Annotated in this window: 18 protein-coding genes; 7 read left to right on the plus strand and 11 right to left on the minus strand. The window is 38.8% G+C overall.

The genetic code is table 11. The features are described 5' to 3' along the window. The first annotated feature begins 58 nt into the window (after positions 1 to 58). Positions 59 to 955 carry a LysR family transcriptional regulator gene (locus B9A18_RS16225; protein ID WP_084290462.1) on the plus strand — a complete coding sequence of 299 codons (897 nt, stop codon included), beginning with the start codon at positions 59 to 61 and terminating at the stop codon, positions 953 to 955. Positions 956 to 1025: 70 nt separating this feature from the next. Here the strand turns inward: B9A18_RS16225 and B9A18_RS16230 are convergent, their stop codons facing one another. From B9A18_RS16230 to B9A18_RS16270, 9 genes are all read right to left on the minus strand, one after another. Further along, positions 1026 to 4889, minus strand: a complete 3864-nt coding sequence (locus tag B9A18_RS16230; protein WP_084290464.1) for a TIM-barrel domain-containing protein — start codon at positions 4887 to 4889, stop codon at positions 1026 to 1028. Between the two features lie 98 nt (positions 4890 to 4987). Beyond that, positions 4988 to 5626 (minus strand): PAQR family membrane homeostasis protein TrhA, encoded by a 639-nt coding sequence (trhA, locus tag B9A18_RS16235; protein WP_084290466.1) that lies wholly within the window; start codon positions 5624 to 5626, stop codon positions 4988 to 4990. 81 nt (positions 5627 to 5707) lie between these two features. Further along, on the minus strand, positions 5708 to 6121 hold the full coding sequence (locus B9A18_RS16240) for a YeeE/YedE family protein (RefSeq protein WP_084290468.1): 414 nt from the start codon (positions 6119 to 6121) through the stop codon (positions 5708 to 5710). Between the two features lie 3 nt (positions 6122 to 6124). Continuing rightward, complete coding sequence (locus B9A18_RS16245) at positions 6125 to 6682, minus strand: YeeE/YedE family protein (protein WP_084290470.1); 558 nt, start codon at positions 6680 to 6682, stop codon at positions 6125 to 6127. 27 nt (positions 6683 to 6709) lie between these two features. After that, complete coding sequence (locus B9A18_RS16250; protein WP_084290472.1) at positions 6710 to 8140, minus strand: MBL fold metallo-hydrolase; 1431 nt, start codon at positions 8138 to 8140, stop codon at positions 6710 to 6712. A 78-nt stretch (positions 8141 to 8218) separates the two neighbouring features. Next, positions 8219 to 9013 carry a sulfite exporter TauE/SafE family protein gene (locus B9A18_RS16255; RefSeq protein ID WP_084290474.1) on the minus strand — a complete coding sequence of 265 codons (795 nt, stop codon included), beginning with the start codon at positions 9011 to 9013 and terminating at the stop codon, positions 8219 to 8221. Positions 9014 to 9083: 70 nt separating this feature from the next. Next, positions 9084 to 9728, minus strand: coding sequence for a Crp/Fnr family transcriptional regulator (locus tag B9A18_RS16260; protein WP_084290476.1), 645 nt, complete (start codon positions 9726 to 9728; stop codon positions 9084 to 9086). A gap of 4 nt (positions 9729 to 9732) precedes the next feature. Then, the gene (locus tag B9A18_RS16265) at positions 9733 to 10068 is read right to left on the minus strand and encodes an SMR family transporter (RefSeq protein ID WP_084290478.1); all 336 of its coding nucleotides are present in this window, start codon (positions 10066 to 10068) and stop codon (positions 9733 to 9735) included. Positions 10069 to 10109: 41 nt separating this feature from the next. After that, entirely contained in the window at positions 10110 to 11915 is a 1806-nt protein-coding gene (locus tag B9A18_RS16270; RefSeq protein WP_084290480.1) for a response regulator, read from the minus strand. A gap of 128 nt (positions 11916 to 12043) precedes the next feature. Here B9A18_RS16270 and miaE point away from each other — a divergent pair, with 128 nt between their 5' ends. Continuing rightward, positions 12044 to 12625 (plus strand): MiaE family protein, encoded by a 582-nt coding sequence (gene miaE, locus B9A18_RS16275; protein ID WP_084290482.1) that lies wholly within the window; start codon positions 12044 to 12046, stop codon positions 12623 to 12625. Here the strand turns inward: miaE and B9A18_RS16280 are convergent. Beyond that, positions 12622 to 13749: a beta-propeller fold lactonase family protein gene (locus B9A18_RS16280; RefSeq protein WP_084290484.1), complete on the minus strand. Its 1128-nt coding sequence runs from the start codon at positions 13747 to 13749 to the stop codon at positions 12622 to 12624. The genes miaE and B9A18_RS16280 overlap by 4 nt on opposite strands. Before the next feature lie 204 nt (positions 13750 to 13953). Between B9A18_RS16280 and B9A18_RS16285 the strand changes: the two genes are divergently transcribed. Then, a complete protein-coding gene (locus B9A18_RS16285) occupies positions 13954 to 14643 on the plus strand; it encodes a BON domain-containing protein (RefSeq protein WP_084290486.1) in 690 nt (229 codons plus the stop codon). Positions 14644 to 14686: 43 nt separating this feature from the next. Next, on the plus strand, positions 14687 to 16000 hold the full coding sequence (locus B9A18_RS16290; protein ID WP_084290488.1) for an erythromycin esterase family protein: 1314 nt from the start codon (positions 14687 to 14689) through the stop codon (positions 15998 to 16000). A gap of 4 nt (positions 16001 to 16004) precedes the next feature. On the opposite strand, the gene B9A18_RS16295 is transcribed toward B9A18_RS16290, so the two are convergent. Further along, positions 16005 to 17045, minus strand: coding sequence for an AI-2E family transporter (locus tag B9A18_RS16295; protein WP_084290490.1), 1041 nt, complete (start codon positions 17043 to 17045; stop codon positions 16005 to 16007). 217 nt (positions 17046 to 17262) lie between these two features. On the opposite strand from B9A18_RS16295, the gene B9A18_RS16300 reads away from it, so the two are divergent. The 3 genes from B9A18_RS16300 to aspA all read left to right on the plus strand — a co-directional run bounded on the left by B9A18_RS16300 (position 17263) and on the right by aspA (position 20063). Further along, positions 17263 to 18237, plus strand: coding sequence for a 3-keto-disaccharide hydrolase (locus B9A18_RS16300; protein WP_084290491.1), 975 nt, complete (start codon positions 17263 to 17265; stop codon positions 18235 to 18237). A gap of 137 nt (positions 18238 to 18374) precedes the next feature. Then, entirely contained in the window at positions 18375 to 18617 is a 243-nt protein-coding gene (locus tag B9A18_RS25015; protein WP_144009523.1) for a hypothetical protein, read from the plus strand. Between the two features lie 36 nt (positions 18618 to 18653). Next, a complete protein-coding gene (aspA, locus tag B9A18_RS16305; RefSeq protein WP_084290493.1) occupies positions 18654 to 20063 on the plus strand; it encodes an aspartate ammonia-lyase in 1410 nt (469 codons plus the stop codon).

Raw genomic sequence — 20063 nt, forward strand, 5'->3', positions numbered from 1 at the left:
GTATTTATTCAAATATCTCTATATTTATCATTAGTGAACGATATATATTAATTAACTAATGATAAGTATTGCTAATCAAATAGAGTTGCGCCATCTCCATTATTTTAAGGTGCTGGCTACTGAACTTCACTATCGGAAAGCTTCCGAGTTATTGTTTATTTCGCAGTCGGCCTTAAGTCAACAAATTAAGCAATTGGAGCAGATTCTTAAAGTATCTTTGTTCGATAGAAGTAATAAAAAGGTGACCTTAACGGATGCCGGAATTATATTTTATCGGGATGTACAACAGGTGCTCAATAAAGTAGAAAGTGCAGTTGTCCATTTAAAGCTATATAAGGAAGGGAATACAGGGCAAATAGGTATTGGCTTCGTTGCTTCAGCAATGGAATCCGTATTGCCGGACTTGCTAAAAAGGTTTAATCACGATTGTCCGAACATCAAATTTCAACTGGATGAATTGAGTAACAGTGAGCAGCTTGTGGCCCTACAAAATGAATCTTTAGATCTTGGATTTATGCGGAGCAACAATGTACCGGAGGGCTTTGCAAATAAAAAGGTTTTTACAGAAACTTTTTCCGTTGTACTTCCTGCGAAACATCCCATGGTTGCTGCAAAATTTAAACATATGGGGCAATTTAAAGACGAATCTTTTATTCTGTTTCCAAATGAGCAAAGCCAATTGTATTATCAACAGATTATTAACCTTTGTGCTGATCAGGGTTTTGTTCCAAAAGTAGCACATCGCTCTATCCACGCGCCCACAATTTTCCGGCTTGTAGAAAATGGAATGGGACTCAGCATTATACCAACCTCATTGGCTTCAACGGATAACCCAAATATTAAATTTATAGAGCTGAAAGGTATACCTCAGCAAACGGCTTTATATGCTGTCTGGAAAACTGATAGCACCAATCCTGCATTGCCTTATTTATTGGAAATGCTTCCAAAAGGATAAAAAGAACCCCCTGCATTTTTTCAATTGCAGGGGGGGATCGGAAAATCCTAAGGAGTATCAATAACCCTTATTAAAATTTAACCGTATTTAAATTCTTATCAACTAAAAGTCCATCAATTACCTTTACATTGATTTTCACTTTACGCTTTGCTTTCAGTTTCAATATAAACAGATCCAAATTGCCGGTTAAAGCTTCTTTATTACCTAAGTTTACAAAAGTTGCATACAGCGCTTTACTACCATTCGTGTGCAACCTGTCATAAGTCAGGTTCTCCATTTGCTTCATGTTCAGAGCCTGTACACCTACAAACTCGTAATCCTGAGGATGATAAGGTAATGCAAAACTTAAGGCGTTTACAGACTTAAGGTTTGTTCCTTTTACTTTAATCTCTATGATTTCATCTTTATTATAGTTCTGTTTCGTTGTACTGATTTCAAGCTTCCCTGCAACTTTATCAAGTTTACTGTTATTTATCCCACCTTCAAGTTGTGTGGCTACAACTGAGATATCGTAGGCATCAATCAGGTTGTTTTTGTTGATGTCTCCATTGCTGATGTAACCTTCGAAATCGGCGTCTCCTTTTCTTAATCCTGTATAATTCGTATAAGAAGTCAAGTCGTTTTTGTCAATCAGACGGTCATTGTTAATATCTCCCGGGAAATAGCTTTCAGTGCCCGGCACTTTGAATACGTACAACTCTCTACCTGATCCAAAGCCACCTATACCATCGGCAACAGCGATTTTAATATATCGGGCTGATGGATGGTTACTGAAATTAAATACTTTCACTTCATCATTGTTTGCCCATTCAAAATTGGCTGCTTCAGTCCAGGTTTCTTTGTTGTTGCTATAGAACACTTTACCTTTCAGTAATATTCCATTTCCTTTTCCTATACGTGGTAAGTAATGGAATTTATCCAGCTGATTGATTGATTTTAGGTCCATAACGATATCGAAAGGAACCGCTTTTGTGCCCCATTTCGTATGCCACATGTTGCCTTCCTCATAATCAAATAATTTATTGATTCCTGATCCACCCTGATTTTCGGCTGTTGTTTCGGCAACGATTCCGGGAATGGCAAACTCCAATGGATTAGACTTCGTAGTTGCACTAAACGTTGTCCAGTCAGAATATCCGTCCTTATTTACCGCACGAAGTTTAAATGAATAAAGAGTTTCTGCCGTCAAGCCGTCAAATAACAATGTGGTGTCTTTGATGGTCGTATAGTGCATGCCATTGAAATCTATTTCATAGAAATCTGCATAATTAACTCTTTCCCATGTTGGTTTCAGTGTATACGCTTCGCTATTTTTTTCAGAAACACCTGCACGAGCGGGGGCTGTTAGTTTTCCGGAGGAGGTGCGTTGTTTGTCTACCGGGGCATACTTGAATCCTTCAATCATAGCTGTTACCGGGTTTACGGTAATGTCTGTAGTGGCTATTTTTATCAGGAGCTGAGGATTTCTAGTTATCACAACTTTTTCAAACTCGCTACCTTTAGTAGCAAACTTATTGAAGTTAGGGGTAGCATCGTAGAAATACACATTTTCTTTACTTAAAAAGTCATTCATCGAATTTGCCTCAGCCAATTTGACTTTATTGCTCCCGATTTTTACAGTTACTTTTTTTGGTTTTTCTGTTACGTTTATTCTAAGCTCAGTAGCTTTTTCTTTTACAAAACCATTGAAATCACCTTGTGTAGGGTGGATGATAACTGTGACACGGTTCTTTTTGTCTACGTCCGACTCAACTAAGCTGGAAGCACCTTTACCTGATTTGTATTGTTCTGTAGTTCCATCGTCATCATATTCAGTAAATGAGCTTTTTCCTGAGGGATAGATTTCGTAGATACGAACTCCTTTATTGATCTCGGTTACATTGTTGTTCGGGTTAGTTAGCGGAATAATCGCTCCATGTTTAACAAATACCGGTAATTTCCAGATTGGCGAATCAAAACTGTTGAGGATACAATTTCCTGCATATTTTTCTCCTGAGAAATAATCAATCCAAATCCCTTCAGGCAGGTAGATTCCGTTGCGTATATCGTTGCCTTTATCATCCGATTTGGTTGCCTGATAGATTGGTGCTATTAAGAAATTAGGTCCAAATAAGAACTGATATTGCGTTGATGTTCCCTGGGTATACGTGTTCGGGTATTCCAGGAACATAGCTCTAATCATTGGTAAACCTGTCACAGCTTCTCTCGCAATACTGTAGGTATAAGGAGTAAGTTCTGATTTGAACTTTAAATAGTTGCGGTTGATTGAGGTAATTGGTTCACCTAAAGCCTGAGGATACTTTTCATTTGAGCCCCAGCCATCCATATTCAATTGCATGGGGGTAAAGGTTTTCCATTGAAAGTCTCTGGTATTGACTATTGTATTTTTACCTCCAAAAATGCCATCCACATCGGAAGTAATGTTAGGTTGTCCTGATAAGCCGGAACCTAAGTATGTAGGGATATGAAAACGGATATATTCCCAAACTCCTCCAGTCTGGTCACCAGACCAGATACCCGCATACCGTTGCGTACCAGCCCAACCATCTAATGATATGATGAAAGGCCTGCTGTTATTGCCGTATTTAGACAGAATTTGAGCCACATCAGTAACCCCGTTAAGTCCGAATGAGTATCCGGCACCTACCCATGCCACATCGGTTTTCAATACACGAACACCGGCGTCTTTCACTTCTTTTATGATATCTCGTTGTAGCAAAGCACTAACTTCGGGTTTAGGATGAAGGTCGGACTGGGTCCACAATCCAATTTCGACCCCATTTTTATGGGCATAATCTCCCAGGCTTTTTAGATTTTGAATATTTCCATCTAATGTCTCGGTTTGTCCATATCCGGCGCCATAGCCATCATTAGGAAGCAGCCATCCAAATGGCATATCGTTCTTTTTATATCGATCGATAACTGCGCGGGCTGAAAACTGATAATTGTTTTTTTCGCCGTTCAGGGATTCTTTTGTTCCGCCATTATCTTTTTGACTTTCTTTGTAGCGTTTGCCATCTTCAAACAAAATTCCTTTTTCATCTTCCTTCCAGAAATCACGGTTATAAGCATTTAAATGCCCTTGATAAAAACCAAACTTGGGTAACAGTACAGGGTTTCCTGTCAGTTGATAGAAATCATTTAATAGTGCTACAGCTCCGTCGCCTGCCATAAAAAAAACATCCAGGTAATCTGTTTCATGAGCTAATTTTACTAATCCTTTTTCTTTCGCGCCGAAATCATATTTACCTTTTTTGAAGGTATGCCATAGGATACCATAACCGTTAGAAGACCAATAGTAGGGTGTAGGGGATGCTACTCCACCGTCTGTCCAGCTATTTTGATTCTCTATAGAAATTGCTTTTCCCTTGTGGGAGAAACGGCCATTTTGCACCCCACCGCCATAGAAATATTCCTGAAGGTTTTCTTTTAGGGTTAGTGTCACTTCTTCTTTTTCAAAGCGGATTGGGGCTGCTTCCTCCAGAATGATAGCATTAGTGGTCAGATTAATAATTTTTAATAGGCTGGTATTCTTGTCTATTTGAACCTTAATCTTAGCTGTGGATATGGAAACTTGATTGTTTTCCTCGGTCAGATTTAATTTAGCAACGGTTTTTCTTGGATTTTCTACTAAAATTTTAGCTTCTGGTGTGGCTTTTGGATCTCTGATGATTCCACCAGAGTTATCCTGGAAAAGTCGGAATATCTGGTCACTGTAGAAGTCTAATGTTAACTTTTGATTGTTAGAAAGCAATACCTCAATTACAGTCGGGCTGATTTTTCTGGCACTAATGACTTTCTGATTTTGTTGTACTACCTGTTGAAAGATACTTATTTTTGGTACTGCTTCGGCTGTTAAACTGGAAATCAGTAATGGAAAAGCTAAGGCAAGCAAAGCTGTGTTTTGAGGTTTGGAACTCCAAAATATTTTCATTGATTTAGAATTGGTTCTTAAAGGTTATGAAGGTTTCTTGTGTGGTGCCAAGATATAAATTATCTGTCGGTTTTTACCTAAGGAAGGATAATTGTACACTACATGGAAAGTAATACAGCTACATAGTGAAAGATGGCTGCTACCAATACTAATGCATGCCATAGTGCATGTGAATAATATCGTTTACCAAATGTATAAACAGCTGTTCCTATTGAATACAGGCCTGCGCCGATAAAGAGCATAAGGATTACTGAATCGGGGAGCACGATAAAGAACTTATTTCCACCAATGATCATCATCCAACCCATTATCAGATAGATGATTGTGGATATGGTATTGAACTTTCCGGTGAACCATATTTTGAAAATTAAGCCCAGAAGCGTTAGTCCCCATAGTATAGTCAGGAGTGTGACGCCAAAATCATTGTTCATGTAGATCAGTAAGAAAGGAGTATAGGTTCCTGCTATCATGAAATAAATACTGATGTGATCAAAGATTTCGAACAGTCTTTTTACCGCTGGCTCGCATGTAAGGTGGTATACCATTGAACAGGTGAACAGCAGCAAGAAACAAAAGCCATATATTCCGGCACCCACAATTGCCGGAATATTGTTGTGAGCAGTAGCGATTCCTATGAGTACTGGGAGACCGCTAACACCGAATACAACCCCCACACCATGAATCAGTCCATGGATAAGCTCTTGTCTTCTGCAATATTTGGTTCCAATTTCCCCCATCAAATGAGTAACAATTAAAACCTGGAAAGGTTACTTACTTTTATAAAAATGAGTACATTTTAACGTATCTTTTCAAATCGATTAATGAGGAAGTTTATCTTTTAAAACTCCGTATAAATAGGTTCCTGCAAGTGCGCCAATTACAACAATAATCATAGGCCAGTAGCCGTAACCAATATTTACAAACATGGGTCCCGGACATGCACCTGTTAGTGCCCAGCCTAATCCAAAAATAGATCCGCCAATCAGGTACTTTGACCAGCTTTTATCTTTATCCTGAAAAGTTATAGGGTTTCCCTGGGTATCCTTTAGTTTATATCTTTTAATGAGGTAAACTGAAATTGCACCCAGTATAACTGCAGTTCCAATAATTCCATACATATGGAATGACTGAAAGCGAAACATTTCCTGAATTCGGTACCATGATATAGCTTCTGATTTGGCCATTATTATGCCAAATACTAAGCCAGTAAGTATAAATCTTAATCCTTTCATTTGTTAAAAAATTAGTGGTAATAAAAAATGAGTCATAACCAGGCCGCCTGCAAAAAAGCCAACTACCGCAATAAGAGATGGAACTTGCAAGTTTGATAAGCCACTGATGGCGTGCCCTGAGGTACATCCCCCTGCATAACGGGATCCAAAGCCAACCAATACGCCCCCCAGAAGCAGAACAAGTATTCCTTTTGGAGAACTCATGAATTCCGGACCGAATATTTGTAGCGGATTCAGTTGACCATCAAATATGATATTTATTTCTTTGAGGTCATTAATGGTAGCGACTGACAGATTTAAGGGTTGGTCGCTCTTCAATAAAGTAGCAGCGACTACACCGCCTAATATTGATCCGAAAAGAAACAAGAGATTCCATTTTTCTTTTCTCCAGTCAAAATCGAAGAATTTAACTTTTTTGCCGGCTCCGGCAATGGTACACATGGTTCTCAGGTTAGCTGAAAAACCAAATGATTTCCCGAAAAAAAGTAACAAAACCATAATAGCGGCAATGGCTATTCCTGAGGTATACCAGGCCCAGGGCTGTTTAAGTAGTTCAAGCATTATCTTTTAATTTATTGTTTTAATTATTTAAAGTTTTTCTGTTTTCATTGTACTTGGGCAAACGTACGGCGATACTTCCAATTTTCCAGATTCTTTTATGGCATTATATCCACCTTTAATATCAACGAGTTGATTGAAGCCACGAGCTCTCAGAATAGAATTGAATATCATCGAGCGGTAACCTCCTGCGCAATGCACGTAATAGGTTTTATTTTTATCTAGTTTATTCATTCCCTCATTGAGGTAATCAAGTGGGATATTTTCAGCGTCTAATAAATGCTCTGCGTAATATTCCGATTTTTTGCGCACATCGAGAATATTTATACCATTTTCGACTTCAATTTTTAAGGCAAGTTCAGCCGAAGTTATAACTTCAACTTTATCAATTTCTTTTCCATCTGACATCCAGGCTTCGATTCCACCACTCAGATAGCCAATAGCGTTATCATAACCTACTCGTGCCAATCTGGTTACAATTTCTTCTTCTCTTCCTTTCTCAGCAATTATTAAGATTTCTTGCTTTATGTCAGGGATCAGGGCGCCCACCCAGGGTGCGAAATTCCCGTCGATTCCAATATTGATCGAATTGGGAATGAAAGCCTGTCCAAAGACTTGGGCTTCTCTGGTGTCCAGTAAAATGGCATTGGTCTCATTTGCAAGGATTTCAAAAGCTTTCGGATCCAGGGCTTGTGTCCCTTTTTTGAGCACATGCTCAAAAGCATCATATCCTTCTCTGTTCATCTTAACATTTAAAGGGAAATAAGCTGGTGGTGGTGTTAATCCATTAGTTACCTCCTTAATGAATTCTGATTTGGTCATATCAGCCCTTAGCGCGTAATTTGTTTTTTTCTGATGCCCAAGGGTATCTGTAGTTTCCTTACTCATGTTTTTACCGCATGCGGATCCGGCACCATGCGCAGGATAAACGATAATATCATCATTTAAAGGCATTATTTTTTGACGAAGAGAATCAAAAAGCATGGCAGCTAACTCTTCCTGTGTCATATGAACAGCTTTCTGAGCCAGGTCGGGACGTCCCACATCGCCAATAAACAAGGTGTCGCCTGAGAATAATGCGGTCTCATTACCGTGCTTATCTATCAAAAGATATGAAGTAGATTCCATAGTATGTCCAGGTGTATGTAATACTTTGATGGTCAAATCTCCAATTTTATATGTATCTCCATCCTTTGCAATCTGAGCTTTAAATGTTGGATTTGCATCTGGACCGTAAATAATTGGCGCACCGGTTTGTTTAGCAAGATCTATATGCCCGGAAACAAAGTCTGCATGGAAATGTGTCTCAAATATATATTTAATAGTTGCATCACTTGCAGCTGCTTTTTCAATGTATGGTTTTGTTTCGCGTAGCGGATCGATAATGGCAGCCTCATTACCTGATTGGATATAATAAGCACCCTGTGCCAAACATCCGGTATAAATCTGTTCAATGATCATGTTATTCTTTTTCTATGTTTATTTGCAAATTTCTTTAGTGTTTTAGGGCTAAACGGTGACTAAAATCACCGAGTTGCGTTATATTATGACTTCCTTTAAAATAATGAAGATTCCCATGAGCAGAATGAACCAACCAAAGCCCTTTTTTAATTGGTTTCCCCGGATCTTTTTGCTGATAATGGTACCTAGAAACAAGCCTGTAATTGCAACTGAAGTAATTCCCATAAGGAATTTCCAGTTTACAGCAAAGTGCCCCAGATCACCTGCAAATCCAATCATGGAATTCAGTGCAATGATAAGCAGGGATGTCCCTATTGCTTTTTTCATGGGAATCTTTACCAGGAAAACTAGTGCAGGGATCAAAAGAAAACCTCCTCCAGCTCCAAGAAGTCCAGTCACCAATCCAATTCCTACTCCATAACCAAAGAGGTTAAAGAACCTGAGGCAATCTTTACATTCCTTTTCAGCATCCTGACTTCCTTGATCTTTGATCATGCTTGTTGCCGCAAGTAACATCAAAGCTCCGAAAAGCACCATGGTTACCAGTGCACTGGTAATAGTAAAACCATTAATGGTTAATACATGGGTTGGTACTGAAGGAAGTATAAATTTCCGTGTGATAAAAACGGTGATAATTGATGCTGAACCGAAAAAAAACGCGGCTTTCAAATGTACCTGTTCTTTTCTGTAATTATTTATTGCCCCCACAAGACTGGTTGTGCCGACTACAAAGAGGGAGTATGAGGTGGCCAGTAATGGGTTGATGCCAAAAAGATAAACCAATACAGGCATGGTAAGAATAGAGCCACCTCCACCAATGAGACCCAGAGAAATCCCGATAAATGCTGTTGCCAAGTAAGCTATAAGTTCCATTTCTAATGATTTTGTACAAAGATGAAACTTGGATTAGCGATTTACTGTGACTTCAATCACACAAGGAATTTTATTTAAGGTATTCGATATAATTTCTGTGAAGGATTACTTCACCACGCTGCTCCATTTTTTTTAATAACCTGGAAATTACTTCTCGGGAAGAATTCAAATCATTTGCAATTTCTCCATGGGTAATGGTTAGAGATCTGCTTTTTAGGTCCCGGTGCTGTTTTTTAAGGTAAAATTCAAGACGTTCATCCATACTTTTAAAGGCGATGTTATCCACAACAGTCAATAATTCTTCAAATCTGCTGCGGTAAGTTTCCAATACAAAGTAATACCAGGTTTTGTATTCTTTCATAAGGGTATCCATCAGAGAGATGGGAATCATCAAGCCTTTAGTGGGTTCAACAGCTTTGGCCATAACCTGACTGGTTTCTTGTTTTGTGGCACAGATCATTGACAGTGCACAAGCATTTCCAGGATGCAGGTAATACATGAAAAACTCATTTCCTTCATCTCCTTCACGGTATAATTTCACCAGACCTTCCGCAATAAGAATAGTGGAGCGCATATTTTGGCCGGTTTGCATAAGCATTTCTCCTGCTTCAAAAGATTTCAATACCCCATTCTCAATCAGGATCTGTTTCAGAGCAGGCTCAAACTGAGGGAAAAGGACTTGGATGTATTCAGATATATTGACCTCGTTTTTCATATGCTTAGTGACTTACAGCTTTTGAGAATACATTGATAACTACAACGCCGCACACAATAAGAGCGATGCCTATGATAGCGGGAAAATCTAGCTTTTGCTTAAATAGGAAAAGTCCGACAAAAGAAATCATAACAATACCAATTCCCGACCATATGGCATAAGCAATTCCAAGGTTGAGTTTGTTCAGACTGAGGCTTAAAAAATAAAAGGCCGCTGCGTATCCGCAAACGGTTAAAATAGATGGCCAGAGTTTGCTGAACTGGTCGGATGCTTTCAATGCAGAAGTTGCAATGATCTCAAAAACAATAGCTATCAGCAAGAATATATAGGTTTTTAGCATTTCTTGAATTTTAACAAAGGTAAGAAAATGGTCTGAACAGGTTAGTTTTTAGATAAAGGAACCTCAATGCATAAGCCTTTTAACTTTTGAAATAAATGATTTGGATCAAATGGTTTTGAAAGGTAATCATTCATTCCTGACTGTTTTACTTTTTCAACTACGCTATCATTAACACTTGCGGTCATGGCAATAATAGGTACGGTTGCTTTTACCGGAGGCAGCATTTTACGTATCATTATGGTCGCTTCATACCCATCCATTTCAGGCATATAAATATCCATCAATACAATATCAAAATCTTCCTCTTCCAGTTTCTGCAAGGCAATCAATCCATTCTCCGCAATTATGGGCTCAATATTCCACTGTTGAAGTGTCTTTTTTATGACTAAAATATTAACGGGGTTGTCTTCAGCAACAAGAACTCTAAGGTGGGCCAGTTCCTGTTTAATATTTATTGATTTATGCGAAGTTGCAGTGTCTGCTTTCTGATAGTGGAAAGCAATATCGAAACAGAATTTTGTACCTACGTTTGGCGTGCTGGTTAATTTCAATTGACTATTATACATTGCTAAAACCTTTTTAACAATTGGGAGCCCGAGTCCGGTACCGCCATAGTTTCTGTTGGTGCTCGTTGAAGCCTGAATAAATGGTTCGAAGATATCTTTCTGTCTGTTTTGTTCAATGCCAATACCAGTGTCCTCTATGGTAAAGCGAATAGTTATCTGGTTTTCGGTTAATTTTATGGTTTGGGTATGAAGGCTTACGGATCCATTTTCAGTGAATTTTATAGCATTGTTTAATAAGTTGAGTAATACCTGGGTTAAGCGGGTAGGGTCGCCGGTAACTAATTTATGCTCAATGTCATCAGCAATGGAGAGCTTTAAATCCAACATCTTTTCCTTTGCCTTTAATTTAAGACTGGAGTAATTGTTGTTTATAAGCACAGTGAGGTCAAATGGAATGTTTTCCAGTTCGACTTTATCGGAATCGAATTTATTGAAGTCGAGGATATCATTAACTAGCGATAGCAGGTTTTCAGCAGAAAACTTTAAAACAGCAAGGTTTTCTTCCTGATCCTCACGTGGATTGTGGTGTAATAATGCGTTTGATATACCAATCACACCATTAAGCGGTGTACGTAATTCGTGTGACATGGTAGATAAAAAGTCCATTCGGGCATTGGACACTTTTTTTAGATTCGATAATGTGGTATTAAGTTTTTCATTGAGCTCATTGAGCTCGTTTTTTGTATGAGTTAGATTAATAAAATTTCGGGTGAAAACTTTAAAGAAATAGTAGTGCATGTATATGATACATACGAAGTTGTAAGCAGTAACAAAAAGGTAGATTACCTGGCTAACTTCATAGGGTCCATCTCCCAAATAAAAATAATTCGTTCGATTAAGTGCGGTAAAAGCCAAAACAGGAATCACGTTGATGGCTGAATAAAACCAGCCCCACTTTAAACCATGCATATAAAAGCTCAATGCGCTGGCGAACCAGATGAATTGTAAGGTCTCTACATTAATATCCCGTACATATATGGATATATTGGTCCAAACGGCCAATGTGAGGCTGACGAGTACGATATGTGAAGCTAATTTCCAGGACTGGAAATAATAGATAATAAATAGTAGCAGCAGGCAGGTCGCAAAAACGATACTTACCCTGGTTAGATGCAGGGTTTCTCCACCGAAGTAGTAGGTTACGATTAGCAGAGCGGTATAGGGAAGATAGATCGTTATGATGTATAAGAGCATTTTAACCCGGGCCCGGTTTATGGGGTCGGGTTCGGTCTTCGCCAACTTGGCAATGAAATTTTCAATAGGTTGGGAGAGGTTGATCATAGTATATAGGTTACTCAAATTTAAAATAATTAGAGTAGCTTTTATAGTTTAAATCTTTTACTTGATCTGAAGTGGTAGAAAAGGACTAAAAACTTTCCTAATTTTGGCCCCAGGAAGATATTATCATTATGCTTGGATTAAAATTATTGACAGACCCGCGTTGGGCAGACATTGCTGAATCAAATTTAGAGGAGATTTTAACGGATCATGCCTGGTGCGAGCAGAAAGCAGCAACCAATGCGATTACCCTGATTGCCAATAATTCAGAACATATGGACCTGGTGGAAGAATTAACAGCCATCGCTATTGAAGAAATGCAACATTTTCAAATGGTGGTGGACATCATTAAACAACGTGGTTATACCCTCGGACGTGAACGCAAAGATGATTATGTTGGGCGTTTGGTTAAGTTTAGCAAGAGAGATGGGAGCAGAAATGCAGCTTTTATAGACCGTCTTTTATTCGCTGCAATGATTGAGGCGAGAAGCTGTGAGCGTTTCCGCGTGTTGTCGCAAAACATTAAAGATAAGGAGCTGGCAAGATTCTATCATGATTTGATGGTATCGGAAGCGGGTCATTACACTACCTTTTTAAACTTTGCACGCAAATACACGATTGATATCGATGTAGATAAAAGGTGGAAGGAATGGCTTGAATTTGAAGGCGAACTTATCCAAAGCTTTGGAAATAAGGAAGCTATTCATGGTTAGGTTTTCTCAAAAGTAAATATCTTAATGTATCCGGCGGCGTAATTACATACCCAGGCTTCCAGATTTTTTTCATTCTCATGAATAGCTATTCCAACGGGCTTGCCAGCGCAGTTGAGGGAATAGAGTTTCTGGAAACTCCGGTTGTTAATTTTAAAAATATCAACCTTATTTCCGGCATAACATGCGATGAAAAGAAACTTTTGATTCCCGGATAGCGCAATTGTTCTGGGTTGAGCGTGGGTTTGTGCCTTAAACAATATCTTATCAGTTTTGGTCTCTATACAGGCTACCTCTGAAACCTCATTAAAGGAAACAAACAAATGCCCTAAGGTATCCATCGTTAAGTGTCGCGGATTTTGGGGCACTGTAATGTTGTTTTCAACCTTCCAGGTTTTATTATTGATCCTGATGATTGTATTTCCACCCATTATTCCGACATAGGTATTGTTGTTTTTATCGTCCACTGCAATTCCCCGCGGTGTGGCAGAGGTGGGGATTGTTGCTATTTTTGTTCCGTATGGGGGAACCGAATCATTGATCATTAAAATGCTGATTGTTTTTGAACTCCAGTTACTAACAAGCAAATACTTATCGTTTGCCGTTTTTGCAATTACCTTGGGGATCTTTCCGGTTTGAATAACAGGAAATTGGACTGTAGTTTTTATACCGCTCTCCAGATCGTTAATATAGGTTATTTTGTTTAATCTTGATTTTACTGTAGATCTTTTCAAAATACTTGAATCGAGTATAATAGGAGTGATTCCCCCGGCGTTATGCAGGGATACCCATAAAATTTTACCGGCGTGGGTAAAGCAGGCTTCTACAGGTTTTTCTTCAAATGAAGGTATAATGCGGTTAGATTTGTAATCCAGCCCTGGTGATTTTGTTGGTTTAAAGCTAATCCTTCGTAGGAGTTTTTTAGTGGTTTGGCTAAATTCATCTATATGCATTCCCTCGAGGTTAAGGGCATACAATTTAGTGCCGTCTGAATTGAAGAAAATGGATTTTATTCCTACAACGCTACGAAGAGCTTGAGTGTGCACCAGTTGCAATCCTGAATACTGGTTTGATTTTCCAATAACAGCCATGTTATCCACTATGCCGGTCAGACTGATCCAGATCATACATAGGATACCAGTTAGTTTTTTTTGATTTTTCAAAATGACCCAGCCTGGGATATACAGGTGCTGAAGATAACAGCTTGGATGCTAGTTGGTTTTCCTTTTTTTTGCAGAATGACCTAAGTCATCGAAATTACTAATTGTAGTCATTTTAAAAGAAATATATAGCGGGTAAATTTGACTTGTTAACCGCTAAAATTTTGAAATATGAGAAGCGATTTGGAAATTCAAAAGGATGTAATGGATGAATTGGGCTGGGAGCCTTCATTAACTCCTTCAGAAATTGGTGTTGCGGTAAAGGGAGGGGTGGTAACGCTGTCGGGGCAGGTAGATTCTTATTTTAAGAAAACGATAGCCGAGAAAGCAGCGAAAAGGGTAAAAGGCGTTAAAGCTATTGCTGAAGAAATCCAGATTGGAGCTTCTCCTTCATATCATAGGTCTGATACGGATATTGCTACTGCTGTACTAAATGCACTAAAATGGCATACAGCTGTTGAGGAAGAAAGAATAAAGGTAAGGGTTGAAGAAGGAATTGTTCGACTGGAAGGGGAAGTAGAATGGGAGTATCAACGTAAAAATGCAAAAGCAGCAATTGAAAATCTAAATGGAGTAATAGCTGTAATTAATTTAATAGCTGTAAAACCAAAATTGGTTACCACTAATATTAAAACTTCTGAAATTAAACAAAAAATAATCGCTGCCTTTCAGCGGAATGCTATGCTTGATGCAAAAAGAATATTGGTTAAAGTAGAGGAGAATAAAGTAACGTTGACTGGTACAGTGAGGTCTCTTGCTGAGAAGGATGATGCTGAAAATGCAGCATGGGCTGCCCCTGGTGTATTAGATGTTGACAGTAAACTACAGGTAGAGAATCCTGAATTTATTTTCTACGAGTGATGTCTGTTTGCTATGGGTAAAACTTATTTTTAAGTAAAAAAAAATGAAAGACTATTTGAATAAACAGTTTCTCTCAGGTGATCTTAACAAGGAGGAAAGCTATGTTTTAAAAGACAGGAAAAGTCTTGATCCGCTAATTGAAAGAATTGGAGATACGCATTGTGTACTTCTCGGTGAAGCGTCCCATGGTACCCATGAATATTATACCTGGAGATCGGCCATCTCCAAAAGGCTGATTGAAGAGAAAGGTTTTGATTTCATAGCAGTTGAAGGAGATTGGCCGGATTGCTACCGATTAAACAGATATATTAAAGGCTACGATTTTAAGGATAAAAAGCCCGAGGAGGTACTGAAGAATTTTAGAAGGTGGCCAACCTGGATGTGGGCAAACTGGGAAATTGCAGCATTAACTACCTGGCTGAAAGATTATAATTCCGGTTTGCTTAGAGATAGGAGAATAGGTTTCTATGGATTAGACGTTTATAGTTTCTGGGAATCTATGGATGCCATTGATAACTATTTAAAGGGGACTGCACACAGTGCTGCTTCAATAGTAAAAAATGCGGTTAAATGTTTTGAGCCTTATGGCAGGGATGAGTACAAGTATGCCAAAGCCTATCATGGTCTGGAAGGCGCTTGTCGCAAAGAACTCGTTAACTTGCTTGTCGAAATTCGTAAAAATGCAGTTCATTATGATCATGATCCCGAAGCAGGGTTGAATGCTGAACAAAATGCGCACGTATTAGTGAATGCAGAAGAGTATTATCGGCACATGACCGGGACGCATGATTATACCTGGAACCTCAGAGACACGCATATGATGGAAACGCTACATAGGTTGTTTAAGTTTTATGGGCCAGAGGCAAAAGGAATTGTTTGGGAGCATAATACTCATATTGGAGATGCAAGATACACTGATATGCATGCCAGAGGATTGATTAATATTGGCCAGCTAATTAGGGAAGAAATGGGAGCCGATAATGTGGTACTAGTCGGATTTGGTTCTTATCAGGGTAACGTTATGGCTGGGGAGGAATGGAGTGCACCGATGCAGGTTATGGACGTACCTCCTGCTAAAAAGGGCAGTGTGGAAGAAATATTGCATACGGAGTCTGCAGAGAACAAATTAATGATTTTTGACAAAACTAAAAAACAACGGTTTGATGTAATCTTGCCGCATAGGGCTATCGGCGTAGTTTATCATTCGAAACATGAAAATTATGGCAATTATGTGTCCTCTGTTTTAAGTTCAAGATATGATGCATTTATTTATATAGACGAAACTACAGCACTTCATCCTTTACATTTTAAACCTGATGGTCACCAGGTTCCTGAGAGTTATCCCTTCGCTTTTTAGGTTCCTATTCTCTCCGGTTCAACAATACATATAATGGTTCCCACTCAGGGATGTTTTGTGCCACGATTTTTAAAATGGCGATTATCGGAACAAACAATATCATGCCCGATATACCCCAGATCATTCCTCCTACAATAACAGCAACTAATGTAGCCCATGTGCTCAGTTCCAATTGTTTGCCAACGACTTTTGGGAAAATAACATTAGCTTCCAGATATTGAACAAAAGAGAAGACCACAATTACCCCTAAAGGATACCATATGCTGTCTTTAGTTACGAATGCAACACAAATGGGCAATAATGAGCTTAAAAAGATCCCTATATAGGGAATAATGGTCATAATGGCCGTGAGCATTCCAAAAAGTATGGCATGCTTTATCCCCAATATTCCAAGACCTATACTATTTAAAATTCCAACAATGATATATACGAAGATCATCCCCTTAATAAAGTTGGCATAGGTGAAAATGACCTCTTGAAGTACTGATCTGAGTTTTTCCTCATTTTCGGAGCCCAATGCGAGGATAAAAACCTTAACGAATACTGATCGGTGATAAAGAAATAAAACGGTATATACCGGTACCAGGAAAAGCATAAATAAGGTATTTGCAGTCGCAGAAAAAATACTGTTAACAATGTCGGTTATTCTAGTGCCACTGTTTGATAGCAGCGAATGGAGCCATTCATCCTGCATTTTAGTGGCTAAGTTCCAGTTTTGTTGTAACCATTCCTGCATTTCTGTCAGCGCTATTTTAAGCTTTTTGCTGATTTCAGGAATTTCCTCTCTAAATAGTTGTATTTGCCAGCCTAATATGTAAATAAGTGCAAAAAAAAGGATCATGACAACACCCAGACAAGCAGTTATCGCCAGGTATTTCGGGATGCGATTCATTTCCATCCATCGGCAAAATGGATACAAGACAAAAGCAATCAATAAACCAAATAGCATGGGGATAAACAACAAAGCGCCAAAATACAATAGGAGCGCACTTATAGATATGAGCAGTAACCACTTTAATAACGAATTCGTAGTTAATTCAGACATGAGCTCATTTTTTAAAGCTGCACAGGTATTGGTAGCTTAAGTTAAAATTAGGTATTCGGCTTAATTTTAGAAATGATCTTCGTCACTGGAATAGTTGATCTTTTGACGGTTTGTGCGAAAAGTAAATTAATCTTATCTTGTCGTCAATGTCGAAGGCCTATATTTCATTGTCCCAAGGCAATAAACCACAAATGATATTCTAAAACTAATTATTCTTATGCGTAAAAGATTTCTTGTGTTTGGTTTGAGCTGTTTGTTAATGACGAGTTCTGCTGAATTTGTATTGGCCTCATCTGCCAATCAATTTGTTAATACCCAGGTTACCGTGGCTCCTAAGGATTTGATTGGCCGCTGGGACATTACCGTTGATGAAAATGGTAAATCTGCGCCATCATGGTTGGAAGTAAAACTTTCGGGTACCCGCACTTTAGTAGGTTATTTTGTTGCTGCTTCGGGGAGTGCACGTCCGGTATCAGAAGTAAAGTTTGATAATGGTAAGTTTAGGTTTGAAATCCCACCACAATGGGAGGGAGGAAACCAGAATTTTGTTATTGAAGGAGAACTGGTAGGTTCCGGGATCCAGGGAACAATGGTAACGAGTGAAGGTAAAAAGTACAACTGGAAAGGTGTAAAAGCACCTTATTTGAAAAGAACTGCTGCACCAGTATGGGGAAAAGCAATCAACTTGTTTAATGGAAAAGATTTGACAGGCTGGAAAGCGATGGGTGAAAACCAATGGGTTGTGAAAAATGGTGTTTTAACCAGTCCTAAAGCAGGTTCTAATTTAATAACCGATCAGAAATTCAATGATTTTAAATTGCATGTTGAATTTAAATACCAGAAAGGTGGAAACAGTGGGGTATATTTAAGAGGTCGTTACGAAACACAAATAGAAGATAGTAATAAAGATGCGCACCCCAATAATGTGTTGTTTGGTGGAGTGTATGGCTTTTTAACAGCTAGTGAAATGGCAACATTAGGACCTGATCAGTGGCAAACCTTTGATATTACTTTGGTTGGTCGTATGGTAACTGTGGTAGCTAATGGTAAAACAATAATCAGTAACCAGGAGATACCAGGAATTACTGGTGGAGCATTAGATAGCAACGAAGGTGAACCCGGACCAATTTACCTTCAGGGAGATCATCAACCGATCGAGTTCAGGAAAATAATTATTACTCCTGCGAAGTAAAAAAAGCATTTTTTTTGTATAAAGCCTCCAAAGTAAAATTTGGAGGCTTTTTCTTTTTCCACAAACATTTGGCACATAAAAGGGTTTTATAGAAACAAGAGTCGCATTATGTGGACGCAGCATCTAAATAACCTCTTATGAATAAGTCCGTCTGTATTCTGTCTGTCCACCAGTCGCCTGCGCAGTTGATAAATTATAAGAGCAAAGATTCTCTTAATGGAAAACCTAGAATAAGCTCTTTTCTGATTGGTCGTTTAAAACTCAATGGTATTTACGACATCAGTGGAATTCTCCACGACAAAGCCAACTTCGTTTTGCCAGTACCACTCAAAAGACTGCTGATCTTCAGCAATATTTTTTACGTTATTAAAAGATTTTAAATCATCACCATTCAAATATCTAAAACGAATTATACTATGGCAACATTTCGAATTGAACACGATTTTTTAGGGGAGAAAGAAATTAGTAACGATTGTTATTATGGGGTGCAGACCATGCGTGCGAAAGAGAATTTCGATATTACCGGTATTCCCATTGGCAGTGAACCTCATTTTATAAAAGCTTTTGGCCATGTTAAGAAGGCTGCTGCATTGGCAAACAGAGATTTGGGGATATTGGATGCTAAAAAGGCTGAAGCCATTGCTTATGCTTGTGATAGGCTGATTGCCGGTGAATTTGCAGATCAGTTTATCAGTGATTTGATACAAGGCGGTGCGGGTACTTCAACCAATATGAATGCCAATGAGGTAATTGCTAATCTGGGCCTGGAATACATGGGTTACAAAAAGGGAGAATATATCCATTTACATCCAAATAATGATGTCAACCTTTCCCAAAGTACAAATGATGCCTATCCGACAGCATTCAGACTTGCTACCTATATGAAAATAGAAACCTTTGCAAAGGCCCTGGAGCAGCTGCAAAAAGCATTTTATGACAAAGGGGTAGAATTTTCGAATGTTTTAAAAATGGGTAGAACCCAGCTCCAGGATGCAGTGCCGATGACATTGGGGCAGGAGTTTAACGCTTTTGCAACTACTTTAGGAGAGGATATCATGCGTATCAGGGAAGCTGAATTACTCATCACAGAAGTGAATATGGGAGCAACAGCCATAGGTACTGGAGTAAATGCTCCGGAGGGTTATGCTGCATTGTGCGTAAAATACCTTGCTGAGATTAGTAATGTTCCCGTGATACTTGCTGCCGACCTGATTGAAGCTACTTACGATACGGGTGCTTTTGTACAATTGAGCGGAACACTAAAGCGAAGCGCTATAAAATTAAGTAAGATTTGTAATGATTTGAGATTATTGAGCAGTGGGCCTCGTTGTGGCTTGAACGAAATTAATCTTCCCGCAATGCAACCGGGTTCGTCTATTATGCCGGGAAAAGTAAATCCGGTTATGCCTGAACTGATGAACCAGACTTGCTTTTATGTGATCGGAGCAGACCTTACCGTAACTATGGCCGCTGAAGCAGGACAGTTGCAACTTAATGTAATGGAGCCTGTAATTGGTATGGCATTGTTTACTTCATTACAATATTTAACAAAAGCCTGCCATGCATTGAGGGAAAAATGTATTGTAGGTATTACTGCTAATGTGGAACACAGTAAAAACCTGGTGATGCAAAGTATAGGGATTGTAACCCAGTTGAATCCAATCTTAGGTTATGAGGAATGTTCTTCAATTGCTAAGGAAGCGCTTAAAACAGGGAAATCGATTTATGAGATCGTTGTAAAAGAAAAACAACTGATTACTCAGGCCAAATGGGACGAGATTTATTCTATCGAAAACCTGATCCATCCCAGATTTATTGCCCATTAA

The sequence above is a fragment of the Pedobacter nyackensis genome (assembly GCF_900176505.1).
GTDB classification, from domain to species: domain Bacteria; phylum Bacteroidota; class Bacteroidia; order Sphingobacteriales; family Sphingobacteriaceae; genus Pedobacter; species Pedobacter nyackensis.

Coding starts and splice junctions, on each gene's coding strand:
- B9A18_RS16285 (WP_084290486.1), top strand. CDS start 13,954: ATGAGAAGCGATTTGGAAATTCAAAAGGATGTAATGGATGAATTGGGC.
- B9A18_RS16240 (WP_084290468.1), bottom strand. CDS start 6,121: ATGAAAGGATTAAGATTTATACTTACTGGCTTAGTATTTGGCATAATA.
- B9A18_RS16300 (WP_084290491.1), top strand. CDS start 17,263: ATGCGTAAAAGATTTCTTGTGTTTGGTTTGAGCTGTTTGTTAATGACG.
- aspA (WP_084290493.1), top strand. CDS start 18,654: ATGGCAACATTTCGAATTGAACACGATTTTTTAGGGGAGAAAGAAATT.
- B9A18_RS16270 (WP_084290480.1), bottom strand. CDS start 11,915: ATGATCAACCTCTCCCAACCTATTGAAAATTTCATTGCCAAGTTGGCG.
- B9A18_RS16265 (WP_084290478.1), bottom strand. CDS start 10,068: ATGCTAAAAACCTATATATTCTTGCTGATAGCTATTGTTTTTGAGATC.
- B9A18_RS16295 (WP_084290490.1), bottom strand. CDS start 17,045: ATGTCTGAATTAACTACGAATTCGTTATTAAAGTGGTTACTGCTCATA.
- B9A18_RS25015 (WP_144009523.1), top strand. CDS start 18,375: ATGAATAAGTCCGTCTGTATTCTGTCTGTCCACCAGTCGCCTGCGCAG.
- B9A18_RS16255 (WP_084290474.1), bottom strand. CDS start 9,013: ATGGAACTTATAGCTTACTTGGCAACAGCATTTATCGGGATTTCTCTG.
- B9A18_RS16245 (WP_084290470.1), bottom strand. CDS start 6,682: ATGCTTGAACTACTTAAACAGCCCTGGGCCTGGTATACCTCAGGAATA.
- B9A18_RS16290 (WP_084290488.1), top strand. CDS start 14,687: ATGAAAGACTATTTGAATAAACAGTTTCTCTCAGGTGATCTTAACAAG.
- B9A18_RS16230 (WP_084290464.1), bottom strand. CDS start 4,889: ATGAAAATATTTTGGAGTTCCAAACCTCAAAACACAGCTTTGCTTGCC.
- B9A18_RS16260 (WP_084290476.1), bottom strand. CDS start 9,728: ATGAAAAACGAGGTCAATATATCTGAATACATCCAAGTCCTTTTCCCT.
- B9A18_RS16280 (WP_084290484.1), bottom strand. CDS start 13,749: ATGATCTGGATCAGTCTGACCGGCATAGTGGATAACATGGCTGTTATT.
- B9A18_RS16250 (WP_084290472.1), bottom strand. CDS start 8,140: ATGATCATTGAACAGATTTATACCGGATGTTTGGCACAGGGTGCTTAT.
- miaE (WP_084290482.1), top strand. CDS start 12,044: ATGCTTGGATTAAAATTATTGACAGACCCGCGTTGGGCAGACATTGCT.
- B9A18_RS16225 (WP_084290462.1), top strand. CDS start 59: ATGATAAGTATTGCTAATCAAATAGAGTTGCGCCATCTCCATTATTTT.
- trhA (WP_084290466.1), bottom strand. CDS start 5,626: ATGGGGGAAATTGGAACCAAATATTGCAGAAGACAAGAGCTTATCCAT.